The organism is Micromonospora sp. CNZ309, assembly GCF_002846525.1.
In genome coordinates this window covers 1,120,400-1,134,926 of the sequence record NZ_PJNG01000001.1, presented here as the reverse complement: position 1 = coordinate 1,134,926, position 14,527 = coordinate 1,120,400, and the positions used below count along the sequence as shown (strand labels likewise).

Genomic DNA, 14,527 nt, shown 5'->3' with positions numbered 1-14,527 from the left:
AGTCACAGGGGTTCGATCTTCTCGGCCAGCTCGGCCGTGCTCCGCAGCAGCTCACGCAGGGCCTCGTCGCGGTGGCCGTCCATCCAGGACGTCGGGCCGGTGACGCACACGGCCCCGGCGAGGTGGCCGTACCTGCGCAACGGCGCGGTGACCGTCTGCCATCCGGCGACCGGCGAGGGCCCGAAGGAGTAGCCGTTGGCGCGGATGGCGGCGATGCCCGGGTCAGCGGCGCGCGCGTCGGCGAGCCCGGCGAGCATGACGCGGCCCGGCGCGTCCACCGACAGCGGTGCGCAGAACAGGATGTCGGAGGTCAGTTGCCGCTCGGCGTCGCCGAGCAACTCGTCGCGGCGGGGCGCGAAGTAGGCGAGGCAGTACCGCATCGGTGTGTCCAGCATCAGCGGCACGTACAGCAGCACCGTCTGGCCGGTGGCCTTCTGCAGGGCCGCGAGCAGCAGCCGGGTACGCCGGGAGAGGGCGAGCATGGAGCCGGTGCCGTTCTGCACCGACGGGCCGGGCGACGGCTCCGGCGCCACCTCGCAGTCGGCTCCGCCGGCGCGGCTGGTCAGCAGGTACCGACCGCGCTCCGTCTTCGACACGGTGCCCACGCGGATGGCGGACTGGAGGATCCGGTGTGCCGTGGACGGCTCCAGCCCCGCCTGTGCGGCGAGGTCCCGCAGCCGGTGGGGGCCGGGCCCGAGTGCGGCCATCGCGTCGAGCAGCAGGAAGGCGCGATCATTGGCGGTTCGGTTGGAATTGGCGGCGATCGTCACGCTCGTCTCCCCGTTGTCGAAGAATCGATGTGGCCCGCCCGGCACGCCCTTCGTGGTGTCGCCGGCCTGCCGGGCGGCATCAGCTGATGAACTGATCGGGCCCCCTCGCCGCAGGCGTCGCCCCCGCCCACCGGCGGTACGGTCGCCTGCGCGGGTGCGATCTCAGAACATTCCGTTGGGGACCCTCGCCCGGTCGGGCACGGGCTGCTCCACGTCCCAGTGCTCGACGATCCTCCCGTCCTTCAGCCGCCACAGGTCCACCACCGCGAGGCCCGCGCCGTCGTCGCCGGGAAGGGTCATGTGATGGTGTACGGCGACGAGGTCGCCGTCGGCGAGGACGTGCTTGACGGAGCAGGTTCCGCCGGCGAACGCCGCCTCCGCCAGGTGCTCCAGGTAGGCCTCGCGCCCCGAGGGCGCGTCCGGGCTGTGCTGGACGAAGTCCTCGTCGATGACCTCGGCCAGGAAGGTCAGGTCCCGCCGGGTGAAGTAGGAGTCGTAGCTGTCCTGGATGATCTGCCTGTTGCGGCTCGCGAGATCGCGTACGGGGTCGGTCATGTCGTTCCCTTCGCTCACCAGGTCACCGGAAACGTCCGGAGCCCGTGGAAATCCATCGATTCCTTGAAGTGCCGCCCGGTCACGGGTACGGCCGGACGCAGCCCGGGCAGCCGCCGCAGCAGCCTCGGCAGCGCCGACGCCAACGTCTCGCGTGCCAGGAGGTGGCCGACGCAGTGGTGCGCGCCGAAGCCGAAGGCGACGTGCTGGTGGGCGTTGTCGCGGCGCAGGTCGAGCGCGTCCGGCCCGGCGAACCGGGCGGGGTCGTGGTTGGCGGCCGGCAGGCTGAGCACCACCCCCTCGCCGCGGCGGATGACCTGCCCGCCGACGGCGACGTCGGCCGTCGCCACCCGGGCCACCCCGAGCTGGATGATGCTGTGGAAGCGCAGCAACTCGTCGACGGCGGTGCGGTCCAGCTCGCCGCCGGCCGCCAACCGGCCCCGTTCCCGCTCGTCACCGAGCAGGCTGAGCGCGCCGAGGGCCAGCATGCTCGCCGAGGTGTCGTGCCCGGCGCCGAGCAGCAGGGCGACGTTGTCCACGGCCTCCCGCTCGGTCAGCCCGCCGGTCGCCACGTGCTCCGCCATCAGTCTGCTGACGAGGTCGTCGCGCGGGTTCGTGGCGCGGTCGCGGACCAGGTCGCGCAGCAGGTCGGTGATGGCGACGCCAGCCCGCCGCTTCTCCTCGTCGTCCCGCCTGCCGTCGGTGAGCACCTCGGTCAGGTGCTCGAACTGTTCGTGCAGGTCGTACGGCACCCCGAGCACGTGGCAGATCACCCGCGACGAGACCGGCAGGGCGTACGCGCCGACCATGTCGGCGGGCCGGGGACCCCGCCCCATCCGGTCGGCGCACCCATCGGCGATCGCGTCGATCGTCGGACGCGTGCGGCGCACGGCGGCGACCGAGAACTCGGCGGCGATCATCCGGCGCAGACGCGCGTGCGCCGGGCCGTCCAACCCGATGAACGTACGGTTCAGCGGCTCGGTCTCGACGGCGGCGCCGAAGCGCGGATAGCCCTCGCGGGCGGAGTCCGAGCTCAGCCTCGGGTCACGCAGCAGCCGCCGCACGTCCTCGTACCGGGTGACCAGCCAGGCGGTCGCGCCGCTGGGCAGCACGACGGGGGTGAGCGGCCCCTCCGCGCGCCATCTCGCGTACTGCGGGGGCGGTCGCAGCGGCTCGGTGCGCGGCGCCGGGTACGGCCTCAGCATGCCGGCACCGCCGGGAGGACCGGCAGGGCGGGCACCGCGTCGCGCACCCGCTCGACGTCACGGCCGGCGCGCAGCAGGGCGACGTCGGTGTACGGGGCGCCGATGAGTTGCAGGCCCACCGCGTCGCCGGCCGCGGTCCGGCCGCAGGGCACCGTCAGCGCCGGGCAGCCGGCCATCGTGGCGAGCGTCGTCAGCGGCCACTGGCCGGCGACGGCCGCCAGTTCCTCCCCCGCCGGCAGCGGGTCGAGGCCCTCCCCGACCGGCCACGGTGGCCGGCCGAACGTCGCGGTGACCAGCACGTCGTACCGGGCGAACAAAGCCCGGACGCGGCCGGCGAAGTCGGTACGCGCCCGGCCGGCGTCCGCCACCTGCCGGGGTGTGCGGTCGCGTCCGGCCGCCACCTCGGCGCGCAGGGCCGCCCCCAGCCGGTCACCGTGCCGGTCGACCCGTGCCCCGTGCAGGACGGCGGCGCGGTGGGCCAGCAGCGTCAGGCACGCCTCGTGCACCCCGTCGACCGGCGGCGCGTACGCCTCCACCCGGTAGCCGAGCCCCTCCAGCGCCGCGACCGTACGGGTGCAGCTGGCGGCGATCTCCGGGGTGACGGGGACGCGCCCGCCGAGGTCGACGGTGAAGGCGACCCGGCGCAGCGGGCCCGGCGCGACGTGCGGCACCGCCCCGTCCGGCACCATCGCCCGCAGGAACAGCGCCGCGTCGGCGACGTCCCGGGCGATCGGCCCGTGCACGGTGAACCCGGGCACGGGGTCGCCGGTCCCGGCGGCGGTGACCAGCCCGGGTGTCGGGCGCAGTCCCACCACGCCGCAGAGGGCCGCCGGGATCCTGATCGAGCCGGCGGTGTCCTCGCCGTGGGCGCACCAGGAGGTGCCGGTGGCGACCGAGACGGCCGCGCCGCCGCTGGACGCGCCGCAGGACAGCGTCCCGTTCCACGGGTTGCGGGTGCGCCCGAACAGGGCGTTGACGGTGTCGGCGCCGGCGAGGAACTCCGGCACGTTGGTCTTGCCGACCACCACGGCGCCGCGCTCCTCAAGGCGCCGGACCAGGGGATCCGAGTGTCGGGCCACGGCGTCGCGGCGAAGCGGCGAGCCGTAGGTGGTGGGCAGCCCGGCGACGTCGACGACGTCCTTGACCGTGATCGGCAGCGCGGCGAGCGGTCCGAACGGTCGCCGCCGGTCCCGGCGTGCCCGCTGCACCGCCACGGTGGGCACGGCGTTGACGAGCGGTTCGACGCGGCGCAGCCGGTCCGCCACCGCGTCGAGCACGCTCGACCGGTCGATCTCGCCGCGGCCGAGGGCACGGACGACCTCGCGGGCGGGCAGCCGGATCAGATCGTTCATGGCGTGCCCACGGTCGACCAGGTCGCCCGGGCGGCCACCCTGTCGAACTGGCGGACCTCGGTGTGCAGACCGTCCGGCCCGGGCCGCACGGAAACGTCGGCCGGGGCGTCGAGTTCGACGAAACGGAGGAACTGGACGGACAACGCGAGCGGCGTGTAGTGCGGGTCGCCGGACGCGACCACCGCCGCCTGGCGCATCGCCTCCGTGAGCAGCATGCCGGGCGTGTGGTCGGTCGGATTGTCGAAGAAGTTGGGGTGTTCGGGATCGACGCGCAGGTGGAAGTGGCCGGCGTCGGTGCCCGGTGAGATCACCACGTCCCGCTCCAGGAGTCGGCCGGCCCTCCTCGGTTCCACGCTCGGCCCCGTCCCGGCCCGCGACGGCACGACCTCGCCCGGGTCGCGGCCACGGACCCGCAGGTACCGGTCGTCGGGCGGCACGACCGCCCGTCCCGAGCCGCGCGCGATCAGCGCGCCGCCGCGGTAGAGCCGCAGGCTGATGCCGGTCTGCAGGATGCTCTGCCGGTCGCGGCCCTGCCGTTCGGTGGTCAGCACCGCGGTCACCTCGGTGGGTTCCGCGGTGACGGCCAGCCCGGATCGTGTCGTGCTGAACTCGACCGACCGCATGATCTGCATGGTGGCGAGCGGGACGTCGTCCACCACGTGCGCGATGAGCAGGGCCGCCTGGCGGAAGGTCTCCAACACCAGCAGCGGATCGTGAATGTCGTCGTCGAGCAGGGTGTAGTAGCCGCCGAGCCGGGACCAGACCGCCCCGGCGGTCAGCTGGTCGCCGTCGGCGTGCCAGTCGGTGATCAGGACGGTGGTGGTGTCCCCGCGATCGACGAGGGCCCGCGGCACGAGCCGGTCGAACCTGATGTCGGGGGCCTTCATCGGGGCCAGGTCCATGGCGTCTCCTCGGAGAGGACGGACAAGGCGATGGCCGCGCTTGTCGGGGGGAAGGGCGGGAAGTCGACCTCGCTCGTGTCGGTGACGACCTCGAAGGTCTCGTTGACAGGGCACAGGTACGCGGCGCCGGAGCGCGGCAGCTCCACCGACACCGGCCGGCCGCGCACGGTGCGGCGCACGGTCACGGTGCGGTCGGTGACGTTGAAGGCGAAGATCCCCACCGGCGCGCCAGCGTCGTCCTCGTGCACGAACACCACGCCCGGATCGCTGCCCGGGTGGGCGTAGCGGGGCGCCGGCAGCAGCCGGGGCAGCGTCTCGTACGCGACGGCCATCGGCACCAGCACGTCGCCGATCTCCGGCCACCCGGGCCGGGCCCGTTCGGCGAGCACGACGACCGTGCCGCCGTCGTCGCGGTGCCGGCGCAGCAGGGCGAGCAGTTCGTCGTCGGGCCCCTGCGCGCCGAGCGGCACCAGCCACAGGTCGGTCGGGTGGCTCAGGCCGGCGGTCTGCTCGGTGATGACGTCGACGCGGTACTGGTGGTCGGTCATGAGGGTGAAGGCCGCGTCGACGGCTCCCCGCAGGATCGCGCCGGCCGGCCCATCGGCCTCCTCCCAGGCGGCGGCGCGGGCGAGCACCCCGGGCACCAGCAGGCGTACGTCGGCGCCGAACCTGCCGCCGTGCGGCGTGCCGGGGCGGCGGAGCAGGTCCCGCAGGGTGTGCAGGGCCGCGAGGTTGGCCCCGGTGCGGCCGTCCTCGTGCAGCGGCGCGCCGGGACAGTACGGCGGCCCGTAGTCGACCGGGTCCAGGCCCTCCGATCGCAGCCCGGCGGGGTCGAGGTCGATCTCGGGACCCCAGTGGGCGGTGCCGCAGGCGGTGTAGACGCTGCACGACGCGGAGCCCAGTCCGAGTGCCAGCAGGGCGTGGAACAGGGTGGTGACGGGACGGGCGAAGGACTCGTCCGTCCAGGTGAAGCCCCAGTTGTCCTCCACGTTGCTCGAGCGGCGGGCGCGCACACCGAACCAGTGCGCCGCGAAGGCCGACCTCGACCGGGCGGCGTTGCCCACCCAGCTGGTGTAGCCCTCGCGCAGCCCCAACCGGGCGATCTCCGCGGTGCGCAGCAACCACGAGGCGGCGCTGCCCGGGGTGTCGAGGCTCGGCAACGGCAGGTTGACCGTCGCGACCGCCCGGACGGGCGCGGAGAGCCCGGCGGCCAGCTCCTCGTACTGTTCCCGCAGCACCGCGCCGGCCTGCCCCGCCCAGGCCAGGCGCACCGCGGCCGGCCAGCGCCGCGGCGGCAGCAGTGCGGCCTCGGCGAGCGCCGGGTCGCCGTCGCGCAGCCGCTCGGCGAACGCGCGTACGGCCGGTGGTGCGAAGTCGTGGGCGTCGGCGGGCCGGGCCGCGTCGCTGTAGATCCCCTCGTTGCCCAGTTGCACGGCCACGACCGGCCCGTGTGGGGCGAGGTGCGGCGTGAGGACCTGCTGGTCGACCGCGCGCAGCCAGCGCCGCACCTGTGCGCGGTATTCGGGGCCGAAGGTGCTGGGCAACGCGCGTCCCTGCGACGTGACCGGCTCGCCGGCCGCGTCGCGTACGGGAGGATGGCCGGGGTCGACGCTGGGACTGACCCGGTCGGGCAGGCCGCCCAGTTGCACCTCGCCGTGCACGAACGGGCCGGGCTTGAGGACGGCACGCAGCCCGTGCGCGGCGATCAGCCGCAGCAGGCGCAGCAGGTCGCGCTGGGCACCGGTGGCGCCCGTGAAGTCGTAGCCGCCCGGCGTCTCGTGGAACCGCCACGGCACGTAGCAGGTGACGACGTCGAAGCCGGCGTACGCGAGCGCGGCCAGGTTGGCGTCCCAGTGCTCCGGCAGGGCCCGGTAGTACGGGTACTCCCCGTACAGCACGGGCCGGTCCATGCCGTACGGGAAGGGGGTGTCGCTCATGCCCCGCCTCCCGGCGTCAGGACGACCTTCATCCCGGCGTACCCGGCACCGGCTCCGATACCGAGCGCGGCCAGCGCCGCGTCGACCTGGTCGAAGCCGAAGTGGTGGGTGACGATTCCCTCCAGCGGCAGGTACCGCGCCGTATCGACGGCGCGGGCGAACAGCAGGCTGTTGTAGTCGCCGGCGCCGATGACCGTCAGGCCCCGTTGCAGCAGTTCGAGCGGGCGGACCGTGGCGGTGGCCCGTGCGTCGAAGCCCATCACGACGATCCGGCCCAGGTCGGCGGCGATCGCGCAGGCCTCGGCGAGCAGGGAGCCGACGGTGTCGACGACGACGTCGGCGCCTGCCTGCGGGACACCGCCGGGCTCCTCGACGCAGACCGCACGGCAGGGCAGGTCGCGGAAGAACGCCTCCGCGGCGCGTCGCCGGAACGGGTCCTGCTCCAGCAGCCGCACGGTGGCGCCGTACCGGTCGGCCAGCAGGGCCGCCACCGTGCCGATCGGCCCGGCACCGAGCACCGCGACCCGGTCGCCGGGACGCGTCCCGGCCGCCTCCAGGTTGTTCATCACGCAGGCCAGCGGCTCCACGAGGACGGCCCGGTCGTACGGCATGTCGGGCGGGATCGCGTACAGGAAGCGTTCCTCGAGGCGCAGGTACTCGGCGAACGCGCCGTCGCGGTCGATGCCGAGCTCGGTGCCCGCCTTGTTGACGCAGAAGTTCAGCAGGCCGCGCCGGCAGCGGTCGCAGAGACCGCAGTAGAGGGTCGGGTTGACCACGACCCGGTCGCCGGGCCGGACCGTGCTGACGCCGGCGCCGACCTCGCACACCTCCCCCACCGCCTCGTGTCCCATGACGACGCCGGGTACGGCGGGGAACCTGCCCAGCAGCACCCCGCGGTCGGTGCCGCAGAAGCCGGTCTGTTCCACCCGGAGCACCACGTCGTCGGGGGCGCGGCACGCGGGGTCGGGCCGGTCGACCAGTTCGAGGGTGCGGTCGCGGCCGAGTGCCAGGGCCTTCATCGGTGACCTCCTGTGCTCGCCGGGTCCGGCAGGTCCCAGCGGATGGTGTCGAGCAGGGCGCGGTGCAGTTCGGGCGTCGACGCGGCGACGCAGGAGCGCTGGCTGGCGGGATCGATCGTCAGCAGGGGCATCGGGTCGAGGGAGTCGCCGTACGCGTCGGTGACCACCGCCCCGGCCCGCTTGGCGAGATAGGCGCTCGCCGCGATGTCGTACGGGAAGAGGTGCAGGATGCCGCCCCGACCGACGCGCCGGAACTCCGCCTCGGTCCCCGGATGGTCCCGCAGGATCCGGTTGCCGATGTCGACGTACGCGTCGAGTTGCCCGGTGACGATCCGCGTCAGCGAGAAGGACGCGCTGTTGAAGACGAAGACGCCGCCGGTGTTGGCGGAGGCGTCGACGAGGTGTTCGTACGCGTCGGTCATCAGTCGCATCGGGTGCCCGTTGAACTCGATGGACCAGAACATCCGGGTCAGGTCGCGGGTGCCGCTCAGCCGTGGCAGCGGCCAGTCGTAGCCGTCGTGCCGCAGGGGTTCGGGCAGGGTGTCGTCGGCGTACATCCAGGCGCCGCTGCGCAGTTCGAGCACGTGCGCGGCCGTCACGTCGCCGAGCGTGGGCGCCCCTGCGGTGAGGGGGGCGACCGCGATCGACACCGTGCCCATCTCCAGGCCCGCCGACGTGGGCCGGGTGCCGTCGACGGGGTCGACCACCAGCAGGATGGCGGGGTCCGGGCCGGTGCGGCGCAGCCCGTGGTGTTCGGTGTAGACGGCCAGGGGTTCACGGGCGTGGCCGGTGAGGTGCTCCCACACCGCCCGTTCGGCCACCTCGTCGACGTCGAACTGGGCGTCCCCGCCCGGGGAGTCGCCGTGCACGCGCCGCTGCCGCCCCTGTCGGCCGTGCCGGGCCACCGCCGCCCGTACGGCCTGCGCGCAGCCCAGCACCAGCTCCCGGATCGCCGGCCCGCCCGTCACCGGGTCACCGCCGCGAACAGGGCGTCGAGCCGGTCGACGATCTCGTCGGCCTGCTGCGGGGTCAGGATCAGTGGCGGCCGGATCTTGACCACGTTGCCGTGGCCGTAGCGGGAGGTGCGCAGGATGAGGCCGTGCTCCATCGCGCGTCGGGCGATCTCCCCCGTGAGGGCCACGGCCGGGGAGCCGTCGGGTTCCACGATCTCCAGGCCGATCATGAGCCCGACGCCGCGGACGTCGCCGACGCAGCGGTACCGGGACTGCATCTCGCCCAGCCGGTCGAGCAGGCGCCGCCCGGTCGCCCGTACGTTCGCCAGGAACGCCGGCTGGCCGACGATCTCCAGGGTGGTGTTGGCGGCCGCCGCGGCGAGCACGTTGGCGCCGTACGTGAAGGAGTGGTGGTGCGACGGCAGTCCCGCGAGCCGGTCGTTGGTGAGGATCGCCGCGACCTGCGCGCCGCTGCCGCCGAGACCCTTGCCGAGGGTGATGGCGTCCGGCTCGACGCCGAAGTGCTGGGCGGCGAACATGTGGCCGGTACGGCCGACGCCGGTCTGGATCTCGTCGAGGACGAGCACGATTCCGTGCCGATCGCAGAATTCCCTGAGCTTCGGCAGATAGCCGTCCGGAGCGACGATGTTGCCGCCGTTTCCGGAGATCGGCTCCAGGATCACCGCCGCCACCTGGCCGCCGCTCGCGTACTCCAGGAAGTCGTCCAGCCGGTCGACGCACATCAGCCCGCAGGTGCTGCGCCGCTGGCCGTAGAAACACCGGTAGCAATACGGGTCGGGCACCTGCACCGAGCCCGGATACAGCAGCGGGAAAGGCGCCTTGCGGAATGCGTTTCCCGACATCGACGTCATCATCATGGTCTGTCCGAGATGGCTGCGGAACAGCGTCACCACCTCCCGCCGGCCGGTCGCGACCTGCGCCATCTTGATCGCGCCCTCGTTCGCCTCCGACCCGCCTCCGACCTTGAGGTGGACCTTGGAGAGACCCTCCGGGGAACAGGCCACGAGCCTGCGGACGAGACCCTCCACCGGCTCGTTGCGGAACGACGACGTGAGGTGGATCAGGGATTCGGCCTGCTTCTGGATCGCCCCGACGACCGCCGGGTGCGAATAGCCCAGACTCAGATTGAAGGTGGCCGACGCGCAGTCGATGTAGCTCCCACCCGCGTCGTCGTACAGATATATGCCCTCACCTCGCACCATCCGCTGGTCGGTCAACTCGTAATAGAACATGTCCGCGACAGAGGATTGCATCAACACCCTTATTGACGTCGTTCGGTTGACGCCACCGATGATTGGCCGCCCGCACACATGAGTCAACATTTCCTGCGGGCCGCAACGGCGCGTCCCGCAGGGACGAAAATCCGCACCTGTTTCCAGGTTACGGAAGATCGTCAAGATCGATGGGGCCTGCTATTTCCGGGCCGGCCCGGACAGCCCTACCGGTAGGTCGACGCCTGGAGGCCGAACATCTCGGCGTAGATGCCCCCGCGGGCCATCAGCTCCTGGTGGCCGCCGGCCTCGGCGATGCGACCGTCGGCGACGACGAGGATCAGGTCCGCCATGCGTACCGTGGAGAAACGGTGCGAGACGAGCACGGTGATGCCGCCGGTGCGGTGGCGCACCTTGCCGGCCAGGGTGGCGTAGCGCTCGAACAGGGCGTGCTCGGTCAGCGGGTCGAGGGCCGCCGTCGGCTCGTCCAGCAGGAGCAGCAACGGCTCCCGGCGCATCATCGCCCGGCTCAGCGCGATCCGCTGCCACTGACCGCCGGACAGCTCCTCGCCGTTCTCGTACGACTTGCCGAGGTGCGAGTCGAGGCCCTCCGGAAGTCGGTCGACCACCGCCTGCGCGTCCGCCCGCTCCACCGCCGCCGGCACCGCCGCGGGGTCGTCGAGACGGGTCAGGTCACCGACGCCGACGCTCTCGCGCGCGGGTGCCTCGAGGCGCACGAAGTCCTGGAAGCCCGCGGTGATACGCCCCCGCCACGCGGACGGGTCGAGGCGGCGCAGATCCACCCCGTCGACGGTGATCCTGCCGGTGGTCGGCCGGTAGAACCGGGCCAACAACTTCACCAACGTGGACTTTCCGGCCCCGTTGTCGCCGACGATGGCCACGGTCGAGCCGGCCGGCAGGTGCACGGACACGTCGCGCAGCACGTCGCGATCCGTGCCGGGATAGCGGAACGCCACCTGCTCGAAGCGGATGCCCTCGGTGAGCGTCGGCGGGACGGGCCGGTCGGCGACGACCGGGTCCGCCGCCCGCGTGGACTCGCGCCGCAGCCAGCGGACCCAGCCCATCGTGCGGGCGTTGCGCTGTAGCTGGCCCGCCACCGCCACCGCCCCAGCCGCCTGCGCGTTGATCTGCACGGCCAGCGTGATCACCAGGACCACGTCGCCGACCGTACGCTCCCCCGCGATGGCCGAGCGCACCACGACGACGACCGCCGCCACGTACCCGACGGCGAAGACGAGCTGGCCGAGCAGCCGCAGGCCGAGCCCGAACACCTCGGCCCGACGCAGCGCCGCGTCCTCGTGGGAGCGGGTGGCGGCCTGCCGCTCCCGCAGCACCCGGCGCAGCCCGAAGAGCCGGATCTCCTTGGCCGCCGCCGCGCTGACCGCCAGCTCCAGCAGATGCCAGCCGAGCCGCCGCGACTCCGCCGTGGCCAGCTCGGCCCGCTCGAGGCGCGCCTCGGCGAGGCGACCCGCGATCAGCGGGGGTACGGCGAAGAGCGGCAGCACCAGCAGCCACGGCTCCAGCCGGGCCAGCAGGACGGCGGTGAGCGCGATCTGGACGGAGAGGGTGATCGCCGTGAGCACCCGCTGCACCCCGGCGCCCAGCTCCCAGGTCTCCTTGCGCAGCAACTCCATCCGGTCGACGTAGTCCTGCCGCTCGAGCTGCTCCAGCCCGGGTACGCCCTGGGCGAGCTCACCGAGTTCGCGTTCGACCCGCAGGTGGTGCAGGTCGGCCAGCTCGAAGAAGAAGATGTGGGCGAAGTGCTCCATGGTGAGGCTGAGCAGCGCCGCCAGCGCCACCGCCGCCGCCGTCCGGGCCGCGAGGGTGGTGTCGCCCCGCAGCGCCGCGTCTGCCGTGACGGCGAGGAACACCGCGATCAGCGGGGCGCTCACGTTGCCCAGCAGCATGAGCAGCGCCGAGACGAGCAGCCGCCCCGGGCTGACCCGCCAGGAGGACGCGAGCACTCCGGTGACTCCCCGCCACAGGTCACGCATCCGCGGTCTCCTCCTCGGGGGCGTCGTCGGTGAAGCGCGCGGCTTGCAGGGTGAACAGCTGGGCGTACCGGCCGCCCAGGGCCAGCAGTTCGGCGTGGGTGCCGCTCTCGACGACCCGGCCGTGTTCGAGTACGGCGATGCGGTCCGCGCGGCGCACGGTCGAGAACCGGTGCGAGATGACCAGGCTCGTGACGCCCCGGGTGAGGTCGAGGAAACGCTCGAAGAAGGCGACCTCGGCGCGGGCGTCGAGGGCCGCGGTCGGCTCGTCGAGCACCAGCACGCGGGCGCGGTCGTGCACGGCGATCAGGGCGCGGGCGATCGCGATCCGCTGCCACTGCCCGCCGGACAGCTCGGTGCCGTCGGCGTACTGGCGGGAGAGGCGGGTGTCGAGGCCGGCGGGCAGCGCGGCGACGAGGTCGAGGGCGCCGGCCCGACGCAGGGCGTCCTCGACGACCGCGTCGTCCGGCCGGCCCGCCGCGCCGAAGCCGACGTTGTCGCGGACGGACAACTCGAAGTGGACGAAGTCCTGGAAGATCGCGGCGACCTTGCGCTGCCAGGCTGCGGCGTCGAAGGTGCGGATGTCGACGCCGTCGGCGGTGATGCGCCCCGACTCGGGCTCGTAGAGCCGGGCGAGCAGCTTCACCAGGGTGGTCTTGCCGGCGCCGTTGAGGCCGACGACGGCCAGGGAGGCGCCGGCCGGGATGGTCAGGTCGAGCCGGTCCAGCACGGGTGGCGAGTCCGGGGCGTACCGGAAGGTGACCTGCTCGAAGCGGATCTCCCGGGTCGGCAGGTCGTCGGGCACGGCGGCGCCGCCGCGCTCGACGGCGGCGGCCTCGGCCGTGAGCTGCCCGAATCGACGCAGGGCGGTCTCGGCGTTCATGCCGTACTCGGTTTGCACGTCGGAGTCGGCGATGAACCCCCCGATCCGGATCGACGAGAGCGCCGCCTGCATGACGATCATGAAGCTGCCGAGGGTGATCGTGCCCCTCGCCGTCGCCCCGGCGGCCGCGGCGAGGCTGCCGCCGAGCAGCAGCAGGGCGGCGGCGGTGTAGAGCACGTACGGGCCGTAGAAGATCCGTCGCCGTTGCCGCCAGACCGGCACCGAGCTCTGCATGAACGCATCCGCGTAGCGCGAGCCGATCCAGTCGAGCAGCCCGAAGACGCGGATCTCCTTCGCCGCGCCGGCGGTGAACAGCAGGTCGCGGAAGTAGAAGCGGCGTCGCCGCACCCGCTGGTGCGACATGAAGATTCGGCCGAACACCGACAGGCCCAGTCGGTAGCCGAAGCGGATGGTCAGGCCCGCGGCCAGGACGGCGGCGCCGGCCCACCACGCGTACACGACGCCGATGACCACGGCGGCGGCAACGGTCTGCAGGTAGCGCGACAGCAGGGCGACGAAGCCGGCGCAGGCCGCACCGGGCGACCAGTTGTCGGTACGCAGCATGGTGAGGCCGTCGGCGGCCTGGTCGAGGATCTCCGGATCCTCCAGGGCGGCGATGCCGGAACCCCGGAAGGAGTCCGACATCAACCGATCGCGGATCCGGTCGTCGATGCGCCGCCGCAGCAGCACGCCGAGGAAGGCCTGGACCGGCAGCAGGAGCTGGATGGCGAAGAACAGCGCCGCGGCGGCGACCAGATGGTCGCGTAGCCGCCGCCACTCGGCCGAGTCGATGCCGGCCGCGACGGCGCTCGGCACGTCGGCGATGACCCAGGAGGTGGCCAGCACGAAGCCCACCGGCAGCAGCCCGGCGACGAGCTGCACCCCCACCGCGCACCCGAGGACGACCGCGCCGGCGCTCGGCAACAGCCGCAGCATGTCCCGGCGCTGCCGCCAGCGGCCCCGCATGCCCCGCGTGAACTCGGTCCAGACGGAACGACCGACCGCGTCGTCCTGATCGATCATGCCCGCCCCCGTGACGTCATGGTCGGCCCGCCGGCCCCGCCGGTCGGCAGCCGATGGTGGGCCCCGAGCCCCTCGGACCGCACCCCGTCGGTGTCGTCAGTAGACGTAGACGCTCTGCGACGCGAAGGTGATGGAGGAGTAGGAAGCCGCCGGCATGATCGCGTACGAGGTGCCGGTGCAGTCCTGGTTGGAGTAGAGGTGAGCGGGCATGCTGGCGGTGTTGCGTGCCGACTTCACCCGCCCGTCGCCCCAGCCGTGCGCGGCCAGGTTCACGCAGGTGCCCACCGTCGGGTTGGCGGCCTGGGCCGTGAACCGGGTGCCCTGGTACGACTGCTGGTCCCAGGCGCACAGGGTACGGGCGAAGGAGCACGAGGAATCGGCGGTGGGGGCCGCCGCTGCGGCGCTCGCGCCGACGGTGGCCACGAGAGCCGCGGCCGACAGTACGCTGACTGCGATTGACCTGCCCAGGATCACGGTGATCTCCATCCTTCACGTGGTTGGCGGTCGACGCGCGGCCGGTGTCCCCGACGAGCGGGCGTACGCGCGCGGAGCCCCGGCGGGACGGGCGGGCACACCGGACGCGGCGAGGCCCCGGGGCGATCGGCAGATCGGGAAACCAGACGCCGGGTCCGCCACGTCGATACCGGGCACAAAGATTGATCGTAGTTCATGCCTATGTCGGCGACA

At 73.2% G+C, this 14,527-nt stretch carries 12 protein-coding genes; all 12 read right to left on the bottom strand.

What is annotated here, in order from left to right:
- Positions 1-2 precede the first annotated feature (2 nt).
- The 12 genes from CLT72_RS04365 to CLT72_RS04310 all read right to left on the bottom strand — a co-directional run bounded on the left by CLT72_RS04365 (position 3) and on the right by CLT72_RS04310 (position 14,326).
- Entirely contained in the window at positions 3-770 is a 768-nt protein-coding gene (locus CLT72_RS04365; RefSeq protein ID WP_101409620.1) for a helix-turn-helix domain-containing protein, read from the bottom strand.
- 162 nt (positions 771-932) lie between these two features.
- Positions 933-1,343, bottom strand: coding sequence for a nuclear transport factor 2 family protein (locus tag CLT72_RS04360; protein ID WP_144082178.1), 411 nt, complete (start codon positions 1,341-1,343; stop codon positions 933-935).
- Complete coding sequence (locus CLT72_RS04355; protein ID WP_101409618.1) at positions 1,340-2,527, bottom strand: cytochrome P450; 1,188 nt, start codon at positions 2,525-2,527, stop codon at positions 1,340-1,342. The genes CLT72_RS04360 and CLT72_RS04355 overlap by 4 nt, the downstream gene beginning before the upstream one ends.
- Positions 2,521-3,879 carry an amidase gene (locus CLT72_RS04350; RefSeq protein ID WP_101409617.1) on the bottom strand — a complete coding sequence of 453 codons (1,359 nt, stop codon included), beginning with the start codon at positions 3,877-3,879 and terminating at the stop codon, positions 2,521-2,523. Before CLT72_RS04350 ends, CLT72_RS04355 begins: the two co-directional genes overlap by 7 nt.
- A complete protein-coding gene (locus tag CLT72_RS04345) occupies positions 3,876-4,781 on the bottom strand; it encodes a ScbA/BarX family gamma-butyrolactone biosynthesis protein (RefSeq protein ID WP_101409616.1) in 906 nt (301 codons plus the stop codon). Before CLT72_RS04345 ends, CLT72_RS04350 begins: the two co-directional genes overlap by 4 nt.
- Entirely contained in the window at positions 4,763-6,718 is a 1,956-nt protein-coding gene (locus CLT72_RS04340; protein WP_101409615.1) for a beta-galactosidase, read from the bottom strand. The genes CLT72_RS04345 and CLT72_RS04340 overlap by 19 nt, the downstream gene beginning before the upstream one ends.
- Positions 6,715-7,737, bottom strand: coding sequence for a zinc-dependent alcohol dehydrogenase (locus tag CLT72_RS04335; RefSeq protein ID WP_101409614.1), 1,023 nt, complete (start codon positions 7,735-7,737; stop codon positions 6,715-6,717). The genes CLT72_RS04340 and CLT72_RS04335 overlap by 4 nt, the downstream gene beginning before the upstream one ends.
- Complete coding sequence (locus CLT72_RS04330; protein ID WP_199184478.1) at positions 7,734-8,705, bottom strand: inositol monophosphatase family protein; 972 nt, start codon at positions 8,703-8,705, stop codon at positions 7,734-7,736. The genes CLT72_RS04335 and CLT72_RS04330 overlap by 4 nt, the downstream gene beginning before the upstream one ends.
- A complete protein-coding gene (locus CLT72_RS04325; RefSeq protein ID WP_199184477.1) occupies positions 8,702-9,943 on the bottom strand; it encodes an aspartate aminotransferase family protein in 1,242 nt (413 codons plus the stop codon). Before CLT72_RS04325 ends, CLT72_RS04330 begins: the two co-directional genes overlap by 4 nt.
- A 206-nt stretch (positions 9,944-10,149) precedes the next feature.
- The gene (locus CLT72_RS04320; RefSeq protein ID WP_101409613.1) at positions 10,150-11,937 is read right to left on the bottom strand and encodes an ABC transporter ATP-binding protein; all 1,788 of its coding nucleotides are present in this window, start codon (positions 11,935-11,937) and stop codon (positions 10,150-10,152) included.
- A complete protein-coding gene (locus CLT72_RS04315; RefSeq protein ID WP_101409612.1) occupies positions 11,930-13,840 on the bottom strand; it encodes an ABC transporter ATP-binding protein in 1,911 nt (636 codons plus the stop codon). Before CLT72_RS04315 ends, CLT72_RS04320 begins: the two co-directional genes overlap by 8 nt.
- 96 nt (positions 13,841-13,936) lie before the next feature.
- The gene (locus tag CLT72_RS04310; RefSeq protein WP_101409611.1) at positions 13,937-14,326 is read right to left on the bottom strand and encodes a peptidase inhibitor family I36 protein; all 390 of its coding nucleotides are present in this window, start codon (positions 14,324-14,326) and stop codon (positions 13,937-13,939) included.
- Positions 14,327-14,527: the final 201 nt, after the last annotated feature.

Excerpts from the sequence above, each read along its gene's own strand:
- CLT72_RS04320 (WP_101409613.1), bottom strand. The coding sequence starts at position 11,937 with ATGCGTGACCTGTGGCGGGGAGTCACCGGAGTGCTCGCGTCCTCCTGG.
- CLT72_RS04315 (WP_101409612.1), bottom strand. The coding sequence starts at position 13,840 with ATGATCGATCAGGACGACGCGGTCGGTCGTTCCGTCTGGACCGAGTTC.
- CLT72_RS04355 (WP_101409618.1), bottom strand. The coding sequence starts at position 2,527 with ATGCTGAGGCCGTACCCGGCGCCGCGCACCGAGCCGCTGCGACCGCCC.
- CLT72_RS04310 (WP_101409611.1), bottom strand. The coding sequence starts at position 14,326 with ATGGAGATCACCGTGATCCTGGGCAGGTCAATCGCAGTCAGCGTACTG.
- CLT72_RS04325 (WP_199184477.1), bottom strand. The coding sequence starts at position 9,943 with ATGTTCTATTACGAGTTGACCGACCAGCGGATGGTGCGAGGTGAGGGC.
- CLT72_RS04345 (WP_101409616.1), bottom strand. The coding sequence starts at position 4,781 with ATGGACCTGGCCCCGATGAAGGCCCCCGACATCAGGTTCGACCGGCTC.
- CLT72_RS04350 (WP_101409617.1), bottom strand. The coding sequence starts at position 3,879 with ATGAACGATCTGATCCGGCTGCCCGCCCGCGAGGTCGTCCGTGCCCTC.
- CLT72_RS04340 (WP_101409615.1), bottom strand. The coding sequence starts at position 6,718 with ATGAGCGACACCCCCTTCCCGTACGGCATGGACCGGCCCGTGCTGTAC.
- CLT72_RS04335 (WP_101409614.1), bottom strand. The coding sequence starts at position 7,737 with ATGAAGGCCCTGGCACTCGGCCGCGACCGCACCCTCGAACTGGTCGAC.